The sequence below is a fragment of the Blastopirellula retiformator genome, assembly GCF_007859755.1.
GTDB classification, from domain to species: domain Bacteria; phylum Planctomycetota; class Planctomycetia; order Pirellulales; family Pirellulaceae; genus Blastopirellula; species Blastopirellula retiformator.
Genome location: NZ_SJPF01000004.1, coordinates 244,530 through 261,363 on the forward strand (window position 1 = coordinate 244,530; position 16,834 = coordinate 261,363).

Sequence of the window (16,834 nt, forward strand, 5' to 3'; positions counted from 1 at the left end):
AGGCGATTGCTCATGTTTACCGGACTGGTCGAAGCCCTCGGCTCGATCGTCGCCATCACCCGTCAGGGGCCCGGCGTCCTGCTGCTGGTCGAATGCGGCCCGGTTGCCGAAGGCGCTGTGATTGGCGACAGCGTGGCGATCAACGGCGCCTGTTTGACCGTGATCGAGATCTCCGGCTCGCAGTTGGCGTTTGAGGCGGGCGAAGAAACCTTGAGTAAGACCAACCTCGGCCGGCTGTCGGCTGGCGATCCGGTCAACCTCGAGCGAGCCCTGCGTGCCGGCGACCGATTGGGGGGGCATTACGTCACCGGACATGTCGACGGGGTAGGGCAGGTCGACCAGCGGCAGGACGACGCCGAGTGGTCGAAGTTCTGGTTTCGCGTGCCGCGCGAACTGGCGCTGCAGATGGCCAGCAAAGGCTCGGTCGCGGTCGACGGGGTGAGCCTGACGCTGGTGGATGTGGAAGACGAGCGGTTCAGCGTCGCCCTGATTCCCCATACCCTGGCGGTTACGACTCTCGGCGGACGCCAAGTTGGCGACAACGTCAACATCGAGACCGACCTATTGGCCAAATATGTAGAACGGCAGCTCCGCGGCGGCCAACTCGCTTCCTAACTGATTCGATTCCATTTAATTTCACTTGGCGACTTGTTCGCATACGCATGCCCAAATTTCAGAATCAAACGATCTCCTTTCTGACCAAACGGTTCCGCGAAGTCGGCATTCGCCCGGTATCGCGCCATGGGCAGAACTTTCTGATCGACATGAACATTCTCGATCTGATCGTTCGCTCGGCCGATCTTGGCCCGCAAGACGTCGTGCTCGAAATCGGGACCGGCACCGGTTCGCTCACCACGCGGATGGCGGCCGAAGCGGGACATGTGATCACGGTCGAAATCGACGAGCACCTGCACACGCTGGCCTCGGAAGAGCTGTTTGAGTTCGACAACGTCACGATGCTGCAGTTTGACGTGCTGAAGAACAAAAACGCGTTTCGTCCCGAAGTGATGGAGACGATCAAAGAGAAGCTAGCCGAGATCCCTGGCGGGCGGCTGAAGCTGTCGGCCAACTTGCCGTACAACGTGGCGACGCCGATTATCTCGAACCTGCTGCGGACCGAGATCATCCCGTACTCGATGACCGCGACCATTCAAAAAGAAGTGGCCGAGCGGATCGTCGCCCAGCCGAGCACCAAGGACTATGGGGCGCTCAGCATCTGGCTGCAGTCGCAATGTCGCTGCGAGATCGTTCGCATCTTGCCGCCCAGCGTTTTCTGGCCCCGGCCGAAGATCGAGTCAGCGATTGTGAACCTGGTAATCGACGACGAGCTACGCGGGCGAATCCCCGATCTCGAATTCTTCCACACCTTCAGCCGGGCGATCTTCTTCCACCGCCGCAAGTTCCTCCGTAGCGTGCTGATGAGCGCGTTCAAAGGGCGGCTAGAGAAAGAAGAAGTGGATGAGGTGATCGCCGAGAACAACTTGCAGCCCGACGCCCGGGCCGAGCAGTTTACGCCGGACGAAGTGCTGGCGATGAGTGAGATGTTCCGGCAGAAGCTGGCGGCGCAGGGGAAATAACGTTCCCGCGCTGTGACGCCCCCCCAATTCGACGAGCGAAAATCGCGACGTTTGCCCCCAAAGGGACAGGAATCTCGTGGCATTCCGCCGACTTGGATTTTGGGGGCCGATCAAGGATAATGGAGACTCGAAATTGAACGACGCCGCTGCGTCGTCTTCCCATGTCTGGTTGGTTTGTTGGCGGTTCTATGAAATTCATCGAGATGACTGGCGGAACGTTGATCAGCGCGTTGCACGAAGACGAGCTGAGTCCCGACGAATTGCGCAAGGCCGGCGTCGCCGAAGCAACGATCGTGCGCATCAATCAGCAAGGGGATATCGAAGTCCGACGCCCAGAAGGGTGGGATATCATCGGCGGGCTGATTGGCGACTACGAGAAGCGAATTCAAAAAGCGAGCGGGCTTGGCTGGGCGTAGCTGCCTGTTGAAAAATGCCCTCGTGGCATTTTCCAACCTCGCCAGGCTCAGAGCATAGCTCTTCGCGGCTCGCAAAATAACGACATACGTCGCTATTTTGGGATCGCATCCATGCGATCACGCAGTCCGTCGACAAAATCAACGGACTGGTAGGCAAACGCCTGGACAAGCATCAAACGCGACGATTCTCTGCGCAAAGAGCCAAGCTGGTCTTGCGAGATTCTTCCGGTTAAATCGAGTTTCCGGGCTCGATTCTGCGATGCGCTTCTTCGACAGCGACGCGAAATGCAATAAAATGCCGGATTAGTCTACCTAGTCTGCCTGGCCGTAAGGCTGGGAAGCTTGGTTAAAACAGTTAACACCAGTACGCCGATCTAATCCATATCTCCCGCTGCATCAATTTCTTGGCGGCGGCGAGAGTATGTCTTTCCCTAATTGCAGAGGCGATAGCCGCGTGACAACCGAATCTGCTGGTTCGTTTTCCCCCCCAACATCCACCGTCGTTGATCGACTGCGGTACCGGGCGGAACATCAGGGCCCGCACCTCGCCTATACCTATCTGGTCGACGGGGAAGACGAGAAGATCGAAATGACCTACGCCGAGCTGGACCAAGCGGCTCGTGCGCTGGCGGCTCGACTGCAAGCGATGAACATGGCAGGCGAGCGTGCGCTGCTGCTGTTTCCGCCCGGTCTCGACTTTGTCGTGGCGTTTTACGCCTGCTTGTATGCCGGCGCGGTGGCGGTGCCTGCCTATCCGCCGCGGCGCAACCGCAACATGGTCCGGATCCAGGCGATCGCCGACGACGCCGAAGCGAAGATCGCGCTGACGACCAGCGACGTGCTCGACCGCGTCACGCCGATGCTGGACGAAACGCCCCACCTGAAGCAGATCCAGTGGCTAGCGACCGATGGACCGCTGCTGGCCGATCCCGATTCGTGGCACATGCCGCGGATCGGCGAGAAGACGCTCGCCTTCCTGCAGTACACCTCCGGCTCGACCGGAACGCCGAAAGGGGTCATGTTGTCGCACAGCAACATGATGCACAACTCGGCCCTCATTTCGTATGCGTTTGAGCATACCCGCAGCGTCCGGGCGGTCTTCTGGCTGCCGATGTACCACGACATGGGGCTGATCGGCGGCGTGCTGCAGCCGATGCAGATTGGTCACCCGACGACGCTGATGTCGCCGATGGCCTTCTTGCAGCAGCCGTATCGCTGGCTGCGGGCGATCTCGAAGGTGCAGGCGACGATCAGCGGTGGGCCGAATTTCGCCTACGAGCTGTGCGTGAACAAGATCACGCCGGAACAGCGCGAGAAGCTTGACCTTTCGAGCTGGGACTTGGCCTTCAATGGCGCCGAGCCGATCAAGCCGGAAACGATCGATCGCTTTGTCGAAGCGTTCGAGCCGTGCGGTTTCCGTCGCGAGGCGTTTTATCCCTGCTACGGCATGGCCGAAGCGACGCTGATCATCTCGGGCGGTTTGAAGAAGAGCCCGCCGGTCATTCTGACGGTCGATGGAGACGTGCTCGATCAAGGGGTCGCCGTCGACTGCGATCCGGACGAAGCCGGAGCCCGGCCGATTGTCGGCTGCGGAAGCTGCCTGCCGGACCAAGAGATATTAATCGTCGATCCCGATACCCAGACGCAACAGCCGGGCAACAAGGTGGGCGAGATCTGGATCTCTGGCCCGAGCGTCGCCAAAGGCTACTGGCGGAACGAAGAAGACACCGAGCGGTGCTTTAAAGCCCATCTTTCCGACACCAAAGCGGGTCCTTACCTGCGAACGGGCGACTTGGGCTTTTTGAAAGATGGCGAATTGTTCGTCACCGGCCGCCTAAAAGACCTGATCATCGTTCGCGGGGTCAATCGCTACCCGCAAGATATCGAAGCGACCGTCTGCGCGTCGCACGAACACCTGGAGAACTCGACGGCCGCCGCCTTCTCGACCGAGATTGCCGGCAAAGAGCGACTGGTCATCGTGGTCGAAGCGCCCCGTTTGCGGTCCAACGTTTACAGCGAAATCATCAGCGCGATCCGCAAGGAAGTGGCGCTGGAGCATGAGATGGCGGTCGACGGCGTGGCGCTGATTCGTCGCGGCTCGATCCCGAAGACCTCTAGCGGCAAGATTCAGCGGCATGCCTGCCGCAATCACTTCATGCAGAACGTGCTGGCGATCGTCGATCGTTGGGTCAGCTGGGACGAAACCCAGATGCTCGACGAAGTTCGCAAGGTGCGGCTGCGGCGCTCGCAATTGGAATCGGCTCGCGCCGACGCCGAAGGCTTGGCCGTTTCCGATCCGGAACTGCGAGATCGCACGACCAAGCTGGTCATGGAAAAAATCCACGCGGTCGCCAAAGAGCGGGCGACCAATCTGGATATGAACACCGACCTGTTATCGCTGGGCCTCGATTCGCTGGAACGGATGGAGATCATCGCGTCGATCGAAGACGCGTATGGCGTGCAGTTCCCCGATCACATCTTGCCGACCCTGAAGACCTGCCGCGAAGTGACCGAAGCGGTCGAGATTTATCTCGGCGGCGAGCCGCGAGCGCAAGCGTTCGTCGATGACGTGCCGGCCGAAATGTACAGCTTCTCGGCGCTGCCGGAATACCGCCAGGTGAAGCAAACCGCCGACGAACTGGAAGCGCTCGGCATGCCGAATCCGTACTTCCAGACGCACGACAAAGCGACCGGCGGCACGACCTCGATCGACGGGACCGAAGTGGTCAACTTCGCCGGCTATAACTATCTCGGCCTAGCGCAGCATCCCCGCGTCTGCGAGGCGGCCAAGGCGGCGATCGACCAGTATGGCGCCAGCGTTTCGGCCAGCCGCCTGGTCTCGGGGGAACGCCCGATCCATGCTGAGCTGGAAGAAGCGATCGCCAAATGGACCGGCGTCGACGCCTCTGTGGCGATGCTGGGCGGACATGCGACCAACGAGACGACGATCGGCCACCTGGTGCGTACCGGCGACCTGGTTTTGCACGATTCGCTAGCCCACAACAGCATCATCCAAGGCGCCAGTCTCAGCGGCGCCAGAAGACGTCCCTTCCCGCACAACGACTGGGAAGAGCTGGACCAGATTCTGCAAGACATCCGCCGCGATTACCGCCGTGTGCTAATCGTGACCGAAGGGGTGTTCGGCATGGAAGGGGATTACCCCGACTTGCCCCGATTTGTGGAAATCAAGCGTCGTCACAAGGCATGGTTGATGGTCGACGAGGCGCATTCGGTCGGCACGATGGGCGCCACGGGCCGCGGCATCGCCGAGCACTTCAAAATCGCACCGACCGACGTCGACATCTGGATGGGAACGCTTAGCAAGGCGCTGGGCAGCTGCGGCGGTTACATCGCCGGCAGCGCCGACCTGGTCGAGTACCTAAAGTACACGGCGCCTGGGTTTGTCTTTAGCGTCGGCATGCCGCCAGCCAGTGCGGCGGCGGCGCTAGAAGCGCTGAAGATCCTGGCCGAAGAGCCGCAGCGCGTCTCGTCCTTGCATCGTAACGCCGAGTTCTTCCTGCGGGTCGCCCGTCAGGCGGGTCTCGACACCGGCCGCAGCCGGCAAACGCCAATCGTGCCGGTGATCCTGGGAGACTCGATGATGACGATGTTCGTCGCCCAGCGGCTGCTGCTGCAGGGGATCAACGTCCGTCCGATCATCTATCCGGCGGTCGACGAGTCGGCGGCTCGCCTGCGGTTCTTCATTAACTCGGAACATACCGAGGCGCAGATTCGCAGCACCATCAACATCCTGCGACAGCTGTGCGATGAGATCCGCACCGAGGACTCCGACTTCTTAAACAACGGCGGCGCTAACGTGCGGGCGTAGCGAGTTTATTCTCGCCCAACGCTCTAGCTGCCGGTTGAAAAATGCCCTCGTGGCATTTTCCAACCTCGCCAGGCTCAGAGCATAGCTCTTCGCGGCTCGCAAAATAACGACTTACGTCGCTATTTTGGGATCGCATCCATGCGATCAAGCAGTCCGTCGAGAAAATCAACGGACTGCTAACCTTTCAATCAGCGCATAAAAAAAGGACGACCAACGGGTCGTCCTTTTTTTCGATTGTTGTCGTCGCCGGCTTAGCGATGGAACGTAAAGCCGAAGCCGAGACCGGAGATAAAGAGCGACTCGCCCTGGTTACCGGCGGTCAGGATCGGGTTACGACCGACGCCATCGGGGAAGTAGATCGTATCCCACTGGAAGTCGATCGCGATTTCGCGAGTCAGGTAGTAAGCACAGCCGAGGGTGATCTGGGTGCCCATGATACCCTTGGAGTAGGTGTTGTCCTGCTGCATGCGGTAGACCCAGTTGTTACCGCCCATGACCTGCCACTCGCCGTACAGTTTCCAGTGACCGCGATGGGTATGGGCACGGAAGCCGACCTGGCCCATCAGCATGTTGTTTTCCATGGCCCGCTCGGTGTCAACCGGGAAGACGAAGCCGAGGACCTGTGGATAGAGAACTCGAATCGACTGATCTTTGAACTGGAAGTAGCGGACGCCGATCATCGGTTCAATGAAGCACCCGTTGTGGTACGGATCGAGACGCCACATCTTGTTCAAGCCGACGCTGATCGTCGAGCCGACGTTCCGTTCGGCGACTTGCGGGCCGTCGATGTGCAACGTCTGCAAGAGCCAACCATGCTGCTCTTCCGACATCCAGCCGATGTCCAGCTTGTTGCCCCAGGTCACATCCCCTTGGCTGTTGTCCGGAGCCTCTTCGCCACGGCTCACGTTGAGGTAAGCGCGATGGTAGTCGAAGAACGGCCCCGTCTTGGGGTCGATGCCGTCCTGGCCGTACGACTCGGTGATCGGCGGAGCGAACCACTGGAAGTCGTAGTCCTCGATCGGCATGTCGGTGAAGGGGGTGTAGAAACCGGGATAGACCTGGTCATACTGGGCAAACGCCGTCGACGCCGCAAGCGAAGATGCTGCGACGAAGAGTAGCCAGAGCATTTTTCGGTTCATTAACATGTTCCGGTTATACCTTGTAAAGAGCTTCAGCGCTCGCGGCTTTGCCTACCGCAATTTGTTCGGAAAAATCTTGCTGTGCCGGTAGTATCGGAATTCGCGGCTACCGGAGTTAAACGAGAATGTCTTTCTCTGCCGAAAAACCGGTGCAATCCGCACACTCTCGCAAAAAAACGGGGCGAGGAGTCAAAATAGGAAAGATGCTTCGATTTCAACGCGCAATGCGGTCTATTCGTTGAGCCGAAGCGCTGTCGGTTCTATATTGGAGTAGTTCCTTTTCCTCCCCTCTTTGGAGATCGTGATGACGGTCCGATCCAAGCTTTCCTTCCTACTCGCCCTGATCGTGCAATTCAGCTCCGCGTTGCTAGCAGCGCAAGCCGAAGAGCAGACCGCCCCAGAGAGCGAGGAAAAGTCGCCCCCCACCTTTCTGCGAATCCATGAAGACGCCGGCGGCAAGCCGCTGGCGCTGCAAACCGCGATCGTCCGCTACGCCGATCCGCAAAATCCGGCCGTCTATGTCGATCTGGTTGGCGCCGTCCATATTGGCGAGCAGGCCTACTACGACAAACTGAACGACGAATTCAAAAACTACGACGCGCTGCTGTACGAAATCGTCGCCCCCAAAGGAACCCGCATTCCCAAGGGCGGCCCCAAACGCAACGGCAGCGCCGTCAGCGGCCTGCAAAATGGCATGAAAGACATGCTTGGACTGGAGTTCCAGTTGGAGCAAATCGACTATTCCCCCGCCAACTTCGTGCATGCCGACATGACGCCGGAAGAAATGGCGGCCGACATGGCGGAGCGGGGAGACGGCTTTCTGCAGATGTTCGCTCGCCTGATGGGCGCCGGCATGGTGCAGCAGTCGAAGGGTGAGGATATGAACGCCGCATTTCTGATGGCGATGCTCTCCAACAATCGCCAGTTGCGGATGAAGCAAATTTTCGCCTCGCAAATGGACGGCATGGAAGGCCAGATGCGAGCGATCGAAGGGAAGAACGGCTCGACCCTGATCTCGCAGCGCAACGCCAAAGCGTTTGAAGTCCTGAAGGAACAACTGGACGCGGGCAAAAAGCAGATCGGCGTCTTCTATGGCGCGGGGCACTTTGCCGACATGCATCGCCGCTTGGTCGAAGACTTTGGCCTGCAGCCGCAATCGACTCGCTGGCTCGACGCGTGGGACCTGACGAAGTAAAGCGACCGCTGGCACGCTAGCAACCACCCCAGGGGGCGGCGGTTTACAGGAGACCGCCGCTTTCTATACTGGCCCATTACTTTCTTCTGGTCGCCAGCCGAAGGATCGGACCTATTCATATCATGGAGGCAATGCGCGTGTCGCTTCTCGCGATCAATCAACTCACGACGTTCCGTTGGTCTTTTGAAACGGACGCAGAGCGTATCGCCGCCGCCGGAATCCCCGGCATCCACGTTTGGCGCCAAAAGCTGGTCGACTTCGGCGTCGAAAAGGGAGCGCACCTCCTCGAGGAATATGGCCTGCAGCCGGTCGCACTTAGTTGGGCCGGCGGTTTTACCGGCAGCGATGGTCGCACCTTCGCCGACGCCCTGAGAGATGGCAAGCTAGCGATCCAGCAAGCGGCCGAACTGCAGGCCCCAGTGCTGGTCGTGCACAGCGGATCGCGCGGCGGGCACACCGTCAATCACGCGCGACGCCTGTTTCAGTCGGCCCTCAGCGAAATGCTGCCGATCGCCGAAGAGCATGGCATCCAGCTGGCCGTCGAACCGATGCACCCGGCCGCCGGCGCCGAATGGACGTTCCTGCAGTCGCTGTCTGACGCGATCGAATTGATCAAGAAATTGGATAGCCGCCATCTGAAGATCGTCGCCGACGTTTATCAATTGTTTGGCGAACCGAACTTGATCGAACAATTAAAGCAAGCGACGCCCCACCTGGCGCTGGTCCAACTGGCCGATGCCGACGAAGCGCCGGTCGGCGAACCCGACCGCCGCCCCTTAGGCAGCGGCAAGCTTCCCCTGCGCGAGATCATCGCCGCAGTCCGCTCGTCCGGCTACCAAGGCCCGTTCGACGTCGAACTGATGGGACTGGAGATCGAGAACTCCGACTACGATCAACTGATCGCCCAAACCCGCAGCTATTTCAACGACGCCATCGGCGCCAAGGTTGAGAAATCAGTCCCGGCGAAATAAGGTTCGCCCAGGCAATGTTCGGCAGACTTACCGCATTCCTCCTGCCGCCCCCCAAATAGCTCACTGGCGGAACCACATCCAGCATTGCGCACATTTGCCATCTAATTTGACGGCAAATTATCGAGCCATTAAAATTGGAGGGCCTTTCGGAAAGCAAGGTCGCCTGAGCCCAATCCGCAAGCTCTCTTCGCTCTAACGAAGTTCGATATGAGTCTCCCCACTTTCGTGCGAAACGCCACGGCCGCTTGTGCGCACTGCCTCCCGCCCTTTCGCGGTCTCGGCACGCTCTGCAACAAGATCAACTCGCTGACGCTCGGCATGGGCGCCGATTCGTTGGCGACCGCGAAAATGCGAGATGGCACCACGTTGCTGGTCGATTTGACGACTCGCACCGAGAAGTGGGCGTTTTATTCCGGGCAATACGATGGCGATTTGATTTCGATGATCGTGTCGCTCCTGGATCACGACTCCTACTTTCTGGACGTCGGCGGCAATATCGGCTTCTATACGGTCGCAGTCGCTTCCTCGTATCGCGCCCACAAAGGAGAGGGGAGGGTCATCGCTTTCGAGCCGTTTGCGTCCAACTATCAGCGGCTGGAAAGCAACGCGCAGCGCAACGCCCTCGAGGATTACTGCGAACTGTACAACGTGGGCTTGTCGGACGAACGGAAAGAGTGCGAGATCACGCTCCGCGAAGATTTCGAAGGCGGGTCCGAGACGGGCAACGCCGCGATTCCGGTCGGCGATGAAAAGGACAAGAACTTCCGTCGAGCTCCGATCATGCTGGAGATGCTCGACGCCTTCTGGCAAGAGCACCAGTATCAAGACCGCAAAATCGACGTCATCAAGGTCGATATCGAAGGGCATGAAGACTACTTCTTCCGCGGCGCTCGCACGGTCATCGAAGCCCAGCGGCCGACGATCCTGATGGAAGTCAACAAACCGTACTATCAAGCTCGCGAGGTCGAACTCGACAGTCTATTCCTGCCCCTCATTCCGCCCGATTACGTGTTATTTCGCCCCTTGGGCAGCGGCTGGACGACGCTGCAGTCGCTACACGATTGCCAAGCGTTGGACAACGCGCTGCTCGTCCCGCGCGAAAAGCTCGACCTGCCAAGGTACGAGCGTTTTCGCAAACTCGCCGACACGTAAACGTAGGGCAGGCCGTGCCTGCCGGAATCAAACCGGTCGCCATCTACAATTTGGCTACTTCTTTTCCTTCGCCTTCTCACGCGCCACGGCAGCGCGGCCTTTGACCGCTTCGACTTCTTCCGCCTGGCCCCAGAAGTAGATCACCAGGCCGATCACTAGGCCAAAGCCGCTAGCCGAAAGCACGGCGGAGGGACTTTGCGTGAAGGTTGAATTTTGCGCGGCCGCTTGCGTGGTCAGCACCAAGCCGACGACGCTGATCGCCAAGCCGAGCAAGTCGGAGAGAATCTCTCGCAGGCTAAAGCCGAGGTGCGCAAAGACGACCAGTTTGCCAATCACCAATTGCAGCGCGTACCCAACCACGCCGGAGAACATCAGCGCAAAGGCGAACCAGTGAAACGCCGGGAACTCCATCGCCTCGGCCAATTGATAGATCGGCGTTAGGATGCCGGCCGACGTTTCTTGGGCCGTCTCGGACTGGTCGACGTGTTTTGAGATCTCGTCGATCTGATCGGTGATGTCAGGCTTGGGGTCAGCTTTGGATTCCGCTGCGGCATGCTCTTCTTCAGCCGCCGCTTCGCCGGCGGGCTCAGGCGTCATCGCGTCACCTTCTTCGACCTCCGGTTTCGCCGCTTCGGCCGGTTCGGCGACGACCGGTGGAGCATCGCTCTCCTCTTGCGCCCAAGCCGGCGCTTGCATCACCCCCAACACCAGAGTCATCAACACGATCGAGGCCAACAGACGCGACATGAGTTCCACCTTCCTTTAATAGGGTGCATTCCACCGACGACGGCGCCATCTCGATTCTATCGCTCGCACGCGATGGCTCGCACCGTCTTGCCGATGAAGATTTCGCCTGTTTTGCTGGCAATTTCTTCATCCAAGAATCGATCGATGTAGTCTGGTATTCGCCGATCGCCGACGATTCTTGGGTGAAATCACGCGGAGCCGGTCGCCGTTCGAGCTACAACGAACGACGCAGTCTCTACCTGCCTGTTGAAAAATGCCATCGTGGCATTTTTCAACCTCGCCAGGCTCAGAGCATAGCTCTTCGCGGCTCGCATCCATGCGATCACGCAGTCCGTCGAGAAAATCAACGGACTGCTACGCTTCGTCATTCTGGTTTCGGCCTTCGTCATTTCTGTGGCGACCTCAGCGCGACAAATCAGCCCAGAGTTGTTCAGGGGCGCCAAGATTCGCGCAATCTGCGCCACACTGGGGGCTTATTCGCAAAGAAACGAGAAGGGATTGCGCAAATAGGAGAAATCGCATATTGAATTCATACGCACCGCTTGGTTTGATAGAGAGATCCCTCTGCCTCGCCAGATTCTACTTTCACTTTTTGTCCCGCCCCCATTGAATGGAGAACCAAGTCTATGGATTCTGTCGATGCATCGCGTCGCACTTTTCTGAAGACGACCGCCGCCGGCGTCGCTGCGACTTCGCTGGCCGTAGGCGCCGCCAAATCGCAAGCGGCTGACGCCAACTCCAAACTTCGCATCGGCTTTGTCGGCGTCGGCGGACGCGGCTTTGGCGCCCATGTGAAGAGCCTGTCGGCGATCGCCAATGAAGGCGCCAATATTGAGTTGGTCGCCGTCTGCGACGTCTACGAACACAACCGCAATCGCGCCGCCGATTACATCGAAAAAGAAAATGACGGCAAGGTCGCCCGCTACGTCGACTTCCGCGAGATGTACGCCAAAGAGAATCTCGATGCGGTCAGCATCGGCACGCCCGACCATTGGCATGCGATCCAAGCGATCGAGGCGATGAAAGGCGGGATGCACGTCTACTGCGAAAAGCCGATGGTCAAGCAGGTCGAAGAAGCGATAGAATTGGTCAGCGTCTGGAAATCGTCCGGCAAAGTGTTTCAGGTCGGCGTGCAGGGAACGAGCTTGCCGATTTGGGACGCCGCTCGCGAGAAGATCGACGCCGGCCTGTTGGGCAAGGTGCTGATGTTCCAGACCGAGTACTTCCGCAACTCCGACATCGGGCAGTGGCGTTACTACAAGCTGTCGAAGGAAATGACCCCCAAGACGATCGACTGGAAGCGATTCCTCGGCGTCGAAGAAGGGCTGGCCGAAGATCAACCGTTCGATCGCGCCGTCTTCGCCCAGTGGCGTCGTTTCTGGGAGTTCGGTAGCGGCATGTATACCGACCTGTTCGTCCACCGCACCACCGCCATGATGAAGGCGACCGGACTTCGCTTCCCGGCTCGCGTGACCGGCAGCGGCGGTTTGTATCTGGAATATGACGGCCGCCAGGTGCCCGACGTCGCGACCGTGGTCGCCGAGTTCAACGAAGGTTGCCAAGGCCTGGTCTCGTCAACGATGTGCGCCTCGGAAACTCCACTGCAGCAACTGGTCCGCGGCCACAACGGCTCGATCGTGTTTGATCGTCCCGACAGTAGCGGCGAGTTCACTTTTGTGCCGGAACGTCCGCAGGTGACCCACATCAGCCCGACCGAACTGCCGTACGAAAAGCAGATCATGAAGGCCGAGAAGGAAGCGCCGCAGGATCAAACCAAGGCGCACTTCGAGAACTGGATCACCGCGATCGAAGAAAACGATCCGCAGTCGTGCAACAATCCGCCCGACCTCGGCGCCGCCGCGATCGTGCTGGTCAACCTGGGCGCTCGCAGCTACCGCGAAGGGAAGATCTATCAGTTTGACGACGAAACGATGACCGTCAGCGAAGCGGACGGTTCGTGGTCGAAGAAGTGGGAAAAGATCTCCAAAGAGCGCGGCAAACCGGCCCACATCAAAGGCTGGAACGCTGGCGACAAAGGTTCGACCATCAACAACCCCGACCACCAAAGCCTGGAAGGCCCGTGGGTCGACGGCAAAGACCCGGCCGGTTAATCGAACCGAGTTAGCGACAACCCAAGAAAACGGCGTCTCTTAGAGATGCCGTTTTTTTGTTTCGAAAAGCTCAACACTAGCCCGCAGCGCAAGCGAATGACTAATGAAAGATGCTGTGCTTGTCGGCATTAAACATTAGTGATTATTCATTAGACATTTCCTGACGCATTCCCTCGCTGGCGCAGCGGGCTAGTGTCGGACTATTTCTTCGGAATCACTTCCAAGCAAACCAACCGATTGTCGCCGCGTACATACAACAGCCCATGCGACAAAATCGGCGCCGCCCAGGCCGGGTACGTTAGCAGGGGGCGAACGCGGGCGCCTGGCTCGGGCGCTTGTCGTAGATCGGTTTCGGAGACCAAATCGTACTTCTCGGGATTCGCTTTGATCAGCCGCAGAACGCCATCTTCGCTCAGACAGACGAAGTGCCCGTCGACGTAGAGCAGGGAAGAGCGGGCCAGGCCGGGGACGCTCCACTTCACTTTGCCGGTCTTCCACTCGATGCAGCGCAGCTCGGCGTTGTTGCTGTGGCGACCGCTTGATCCATAGAGATAGCCGTCGTGATAGACGGCGGTGTTCCAGTGGGTCTGCATCGCCTTGTCCCGTTTTTTCGGATCGTCTTCCCAAACGACGTCGTAGCCGCCGGTCTTCACTTTCAACAGGGCGCTGCCAGGACCGTACGTCTCGGAGATAAAAACTTCGTCCCCGACGATCACCGGCGTGCTGGCGTTGACGCTGTCGCGCAGTTTGGCTCGCCAGGGGAAGTGGAAATCGATGACGCCGGTCTCGGGATGAAACGCCAACAAGCCGCCGCGGGCAAAGGCGAACGCAAACGGGCGTCCGTTGATCTCGGCGTAGGTCATGCTGGCGTAGCTGGCCAGTTCGTCGCTGATGTGATAGACCACTTCGCCCGTCCGTTTGTTGAGGGCGACCACGCCGCTATCTTTGCCAATCACGCGATCGAGATCGAAACGCCCGAACTGATGCGACTCTGGCGGACTGCCGCCGACCATCACCAAAATAAGATCGCCATCGATCACCGGCGAACTGCCAACCCCAAAAAAGTTTTGGACGACGCCGAACCTTTCGCTCAGATCGACCTTCCATATCAGTTTCTGGGTCGAGATCTGCAGGCAGTGCAGCTTCCCTTCGGCGCCGTAGATATAGACGCGATCGCCGTCGATAATCGGCGAAGTCCGCGGGCCGTTGTTGTAGCCGAGCGAGTCTTCGTACGACGTTGGATACTCAAACTTCCAGAGCTGTTCGCCGGTCTCCGCGTTAAGCACGCTGAGCCGTTCGACATCGTCGTACCGATCAAACTGGAAGAACCGTCCGCGACTGACCGATCCAATGCCGTAGCTGGTTCCAAGCGGGCGCTGCCAAACGACGCGCGGTCCCGCTTCGGGCCAAGGTGTCGTCAAACCGGTTTCGGTCGACTTGCTGTCGTGCGACGGGCCCAGAAAAATCGGCCAATCGGTTCCTTGCGGGCGCGTGCCCAAGTCGGGCGGAAGCGTCTCTTGGGCCACCGCAGGCAGCGAAAACAGACAAAGCGAAACGAGTGACACGCAGGCCGCGAGTACGGCGTTTTTTGTTTTTTTCATGGCAGGATCGTTGGGCAGGCAGGTTTCACGGAAGCGGCGATTTGACTACCAGTCTACAATGAGAATCGAGAGATTTCTTTCCCAGGTGCTTTGATGCCCAAATTACGCGTTAACAACTCGATCCAGATTCCGATGGCGGAATTGAAGTTTACCTTTGCGCGCAGCAGCGGCCCGGGCGGCCAAAATGTGAACAAGGTCAACTCGAAGGCGATGCTGCGCTGGGCGTTTGATCAGTCGGAGCACATCGACGATCGCGTCAAAGAGCGGCTGCGGACGCGCTGGGGCGGGCGAATCAACAAGAATGGGGAAATCGTTATCAGCGATGATAATAGCCGCGACCAGCGAACGAATATCGATAGCTGTCTCGAGAAACTCCGCGTCATCTTGCTCGACTCGGCCGCCCGCGAGAAAACCCGGCACGCCACGCGTCCCAGTCGCGGTTCGGTCCAGCGGCGAATCACCGCCAAGAAGCAGCGGAGCGAAACGAAGAAGATGCGACGATCTCCTGGCCCTTCGTCTGAATAGCGCGTGATGTTCCGCCAAAGCGCCCGGGGGGCCGTCATCGCTTCTATAAGCACTACAAATCTCCCCCTAACGCCCGAGCATTCGATAAATTCGCGCCGCCTACCGAAATCCGGCCTGCGCGCGCTATAATTTGACTATGGAAAATCCTGAGCACATCGACTTCATCCTGAACGACTGGCCGTTTGAAAACGGACATCTCAGCGCGCGCATCGTATCTGGCGACGATAGTCGCGACGTCGTGCAAATGCGGATCGAGATGGGGCTGATGCAGATGGAAGTGGCCGGCCGTCCCGATGGGACCGAGCCGTTCGGCTTCACCACCTACGCCGACTACTTGCAGCAGCGGATCGATGAAGATCCGAACTACACGCTGACCGACGGCGATTGCACCGAGATCGATCGCGAGTTCATCCAGTTCTATCATCGCCGCATTTGCTGGCTCGGTTTGCGCGAATACCAGCGGGCCGTCAAAGACGCCGATCAAACCCTGCTGCTGATGGACATCTGCCGCGATCATTCCAGCGACGACGAGTGGATCGACTCACACGAACAGTTTCGGCCTTTTGTGCTGTTCCATCGCATTCAAGCGGCGGCGCTGTCGACGCTGACCGACCTGACGCCGGAGCGAGCGATCGAAGTGATCAATCTCGGCCTGGATGAGATGCGGGAAGTCTTCGTCGACTTTGAACTGGAAGACGAGTACGACAGCGACGAATTGGTCAAACGCCTGGTCGAACTGCGCGAACAACTTCGCAGCCAATACGAAGTCGGCCAAACGCTGCAGGAACAACTGGCCGAAGCGGTCGCCCGCGAAGAGTACGAACGAGCGGCGCAGATTCGCGACCGGATCTCAAAGCGCGAACGGTAAAGTAGGACAGGCCGCGGCGGCCGGTGGTGACCGGTTCGATCTCGGCAGGCACGGCCTGCCCTACAATCTCTGCAACTAGTCTTCATCGTGTGCCACTGCTGGCTTGTCCAGCAGTGGCACACGGTCCCTTACCAAAAGCGCCAACTGATCGCGGTCGACAGCAACTCCGGAATCCGCGTCGTCGCGCCGCCAATCGCATGCCAGCCGATGGCGCATCCGCCAATCGCCACCGCGCCCAAGGCACAACCGCCGGCGGCGAAGAGTCCGATTGAGATACCGCCGGCCGCCAAGATGCCAAACGCCATCCCTCCAATCGCCAACGCGCCAACCGACACGCCGCCGACTGAGACGATGCCAATCGCCACGCCGCCGATCGAAATGACGCCGATCGCCACATCCCCCATCGCGAAAATGCCGTGGGCGATTCCCATTTGCGAATTTCCCTCGCCCCCATAGGCGACGCTGACCAGCGGCAGCCCGAGAAACTTCGCTTCCGACTCATAGCGATACGGCTGATGGCGATAGGCATGGCGACAAGCGTGACGCATAACGGACTCTCCCAGGCGAAGTGGTCGCACGCGCAGGGCAGGCCGTGCCTGCCAAATGTTCTCGGCGCGAAGCTGCTTGGCGGTGGATACGTTGGCGATCTCGGCAGGCAGGACCCGCCCTCCGAACCCTATTCGCTATTTTTGTCGCGATCTTG

General features: G+C 59.1%; 15 protein-coding genes. 11 read left to right on the forward strand and 4 right to left on the reverse strand.

The genetic code is table 11. The features are described from left to right. Positions 1-12 precede the first annotated feature (12 nt). The 4 genes from Enr8_RS16930 to Enr8_RS16945 all read left to right on the forward strand — a co-directional run bounded on the left by Enr8_RS16930 (position 13) and on the right by Enr8_RS16945 (position 5,822). The gene (locus tag Enr8_RS16930) at positions 13-615 is read left to right on the forward strand and encodes a riboflavin synthase (RefSeq protein ID WP_146433704.1); all 603 of its coding nucleotides are present in this window, start codon (positions 13-15) and stop codon (positions 613-615) included. A 47-nt stretch (positions 616-662) separates the two neighbouring features. Further along, positions 663-1,577 carry a 16S rRNA (adenine(1518)-N(6)/adenine(1519)-N(6))-dimethyltransferase RsmA gene (gene rsmA, locus Enr8_RS16935; protein ID WP_146433706.1) on the forward strand — a complete coding sequence of 305 codons (915 nt, stop codon included), beginning with the start codon at positions 663-665 and terminating at the stop codon, positions 1,575-1,577. A gap of 188 nt (positions 1,578-1,765) precedes the next feature. Beyond that, a complete protein-coding gene (locus Enr8_RS16940) occupies positions 1,766-1,993 on the forward strand; it encodes a hypothetical protein (RefSeq protein WP_146433708.1) in 228 nt (75 codons plus the stop codon). A gap of 454 nt (positions 1,994-2,447) precedes the next feature. Further along, positions 2,448-5,822 (forward strand): aminotransferase class I/II-fold pyridoxal phosphate-dependent enzyme, encoded by a 3,375-nt coding sequence (locus tag Enr8_RS16945; RefSeq protein WP_146433710.1) that lies wholly within the window; start codon positions 2,448-2,450, stop codon positions 5,820-5,822. A 251-nt stretch (positions 5,823-6,073) separates the two neighbouring features. Here Enr8_RS16945 and Enr8_RS16950 read toward each other — a convergent pair whose 3' ends face one another. Then, positions 6,074-6,961, reverse strand: a complete 888-nt coding sequence (locus tag Enr8_RS16950; protein WP_146433712.1) for a hypothetical protein — start codon at positions 6,959-6,961, stop codon at positions 6,074-6,076. Positions 6,962-7,265: 304 nt separating this feature from the next. On the opposite strand from Enr8_RS16950, the gene Enr8_RS16955 reads away from it, so the two are divergent. The 3 genes from Enr8_RS16955 to Enr8_RS16965 all read left to right on the forward strand — a co-directional run bounded on the left by Enr8_RS16955 (position 7,266) and on the right by Enr8_RS16965 (position 10,279). Continuing rightward, the gene (locus tag Enr8_RS16955) at positions 7,266-8,156 is read left to right on the forward strand and encodes a hypothetical protein (protein ID WP_146433713.1); all 891 of its coding nucleotides are present in this window, start codon (positions 7,266-7,268) and stop codon (positions 8,154-8,156) included. Between the two features lie 131 nt (positions 8,157-8,287). Further along, positions 8,288-9,127: a sugar phosphate isomerase/epimerase family protein gene (locus tag Enr8_RS16960; protein ID WP_146433715.1), complete on the forward strand. Its 840-nt coding sequence runs from the start codon at positions 8,288-8,290 to the stop codon at positions 9,125-9,127. A gap of 207 nt (positions 9,128-9,334) precedes the next feature. Then, complete coding sequence (locus tag Enr8_RS16965; RefSeq protein ID WP_146433717.1) at positions 9,335-10,279, forward strand: FkbM family methyltransferase; 945 nt, start codon at positions 9,335-9,337, stop codon at positions 10,277-10,279. Positions 10,280-10,333: 54 nt separating this feature from the next. Here Enr8_RS16965 and Enr8_RS16970 read toward each other — a convergent pair whose 3' ends face one another. Beyond that, positions 10,334-11,026: a hypothetical protein gene (locus tag Enr8_RS16970; RefSeq protein WP_146433719.1), complete on the reverse strand. Its 693-nt coding sequence runs from the start codon at positions 11,024-11,026 to the stop codon at positions 10,334-10,336. Positions 11,027-11,049: 23 nt separating this feature from the next. Between Enr8_RS16970 and Enr8_RS16975 the strand changes: the two genes are divergently transcribed. Further along, the gene (locus Enr8_RS16975; RefSeq protein ID WP_146433721.1) at positions 11,050-11,553 is read left to right on the forward strand and encodes a hypothetical protein; all 504 of its coding nucleotides are present in this window, start codon (positions 11,050-11,052) and stop codon (positions 11,551-11,553) included. Between the two features lie 99 nt (positions 11,554-11,652). Beyond that, complete coding sequence (locus Enr8_RS16980) at positions 11,653-13,137, forward strand: Gfo/Idh/MocA family oxidoreductase (RefSeq protein WP_146433723.1); 1,485 nt, start codon at positions 11,653-11,655, stop codon at positions 13,135-13,137. A 200-nt stretch (positions 13,138-13,337) separates the two neighbouring features. Here the strand turns inward: Enr8_RS16980 and Enr8_RS16985 are convergent, their stop codons facing one another. Continuing rightward, positions 13,338-14,738, reverse strand: coding sequence for a PQQ-binding-like beta-propeller repeat protein (locus tag Enr8_RS16985; protein WP_146433725.1), 1,401 nt, complete (start codon positions 14,736-14,738; stop codon positions 13,338-13,340). A 93-nt stretch (positions 14,739-14,831) separates the two neighbouring features. On the opposite strand from Enr8_RS16985, the gene arfB reads away from it, so the two are divergent. Both arfB and Enr8_RS16995 read left to right on the forward strand, forming a co-directional pair. Further along, positions 14,832-15,263 (forward strand): alternative ribosome rescue aminoacyl-tRNA hydrolase ArfB, encoded by a 432-nt coding sequence (gene arfB, locus Enr8_RS16990; RefSeq protein WP_146433727.1) that lies wholly within the window; start codon positions 14,832-14,834, stop codon positions 15,261-15,263. 136 nt (positions 15,264-15,399) lie between these two features. Next, a complete protein-coding gene (locus tag Enr8_RS16995) occupies positions 15,400-16,131 on the forward strand; it encodes a UvrB/UvrC motif-containing protein (RefSeq protein WP_146433729.1) in 732 nt (243 codons plus the stop codon). A gap of 128 nt (positions 16,132-16,259) precedes the next feature. Here the strand turns inward: Enr8_RS16995 and Enr8_RS17000 are convergent, their stop codons facing one another. Next, the gene (locus tag Enr8_RS17000; RefSeq protein WP_146433731.1) at positions 16,260-16,679 is read right to left on the reverse strand and encodes a hypothetical protein; all 420 of its coding nucleotides are present in this window, start codon (positions 16,677-16,679) and stop codon (positions 16,260-16,262) included. Between the last annotated feature and the right edge of the window lie 155 nt (positions 16,680-16,834).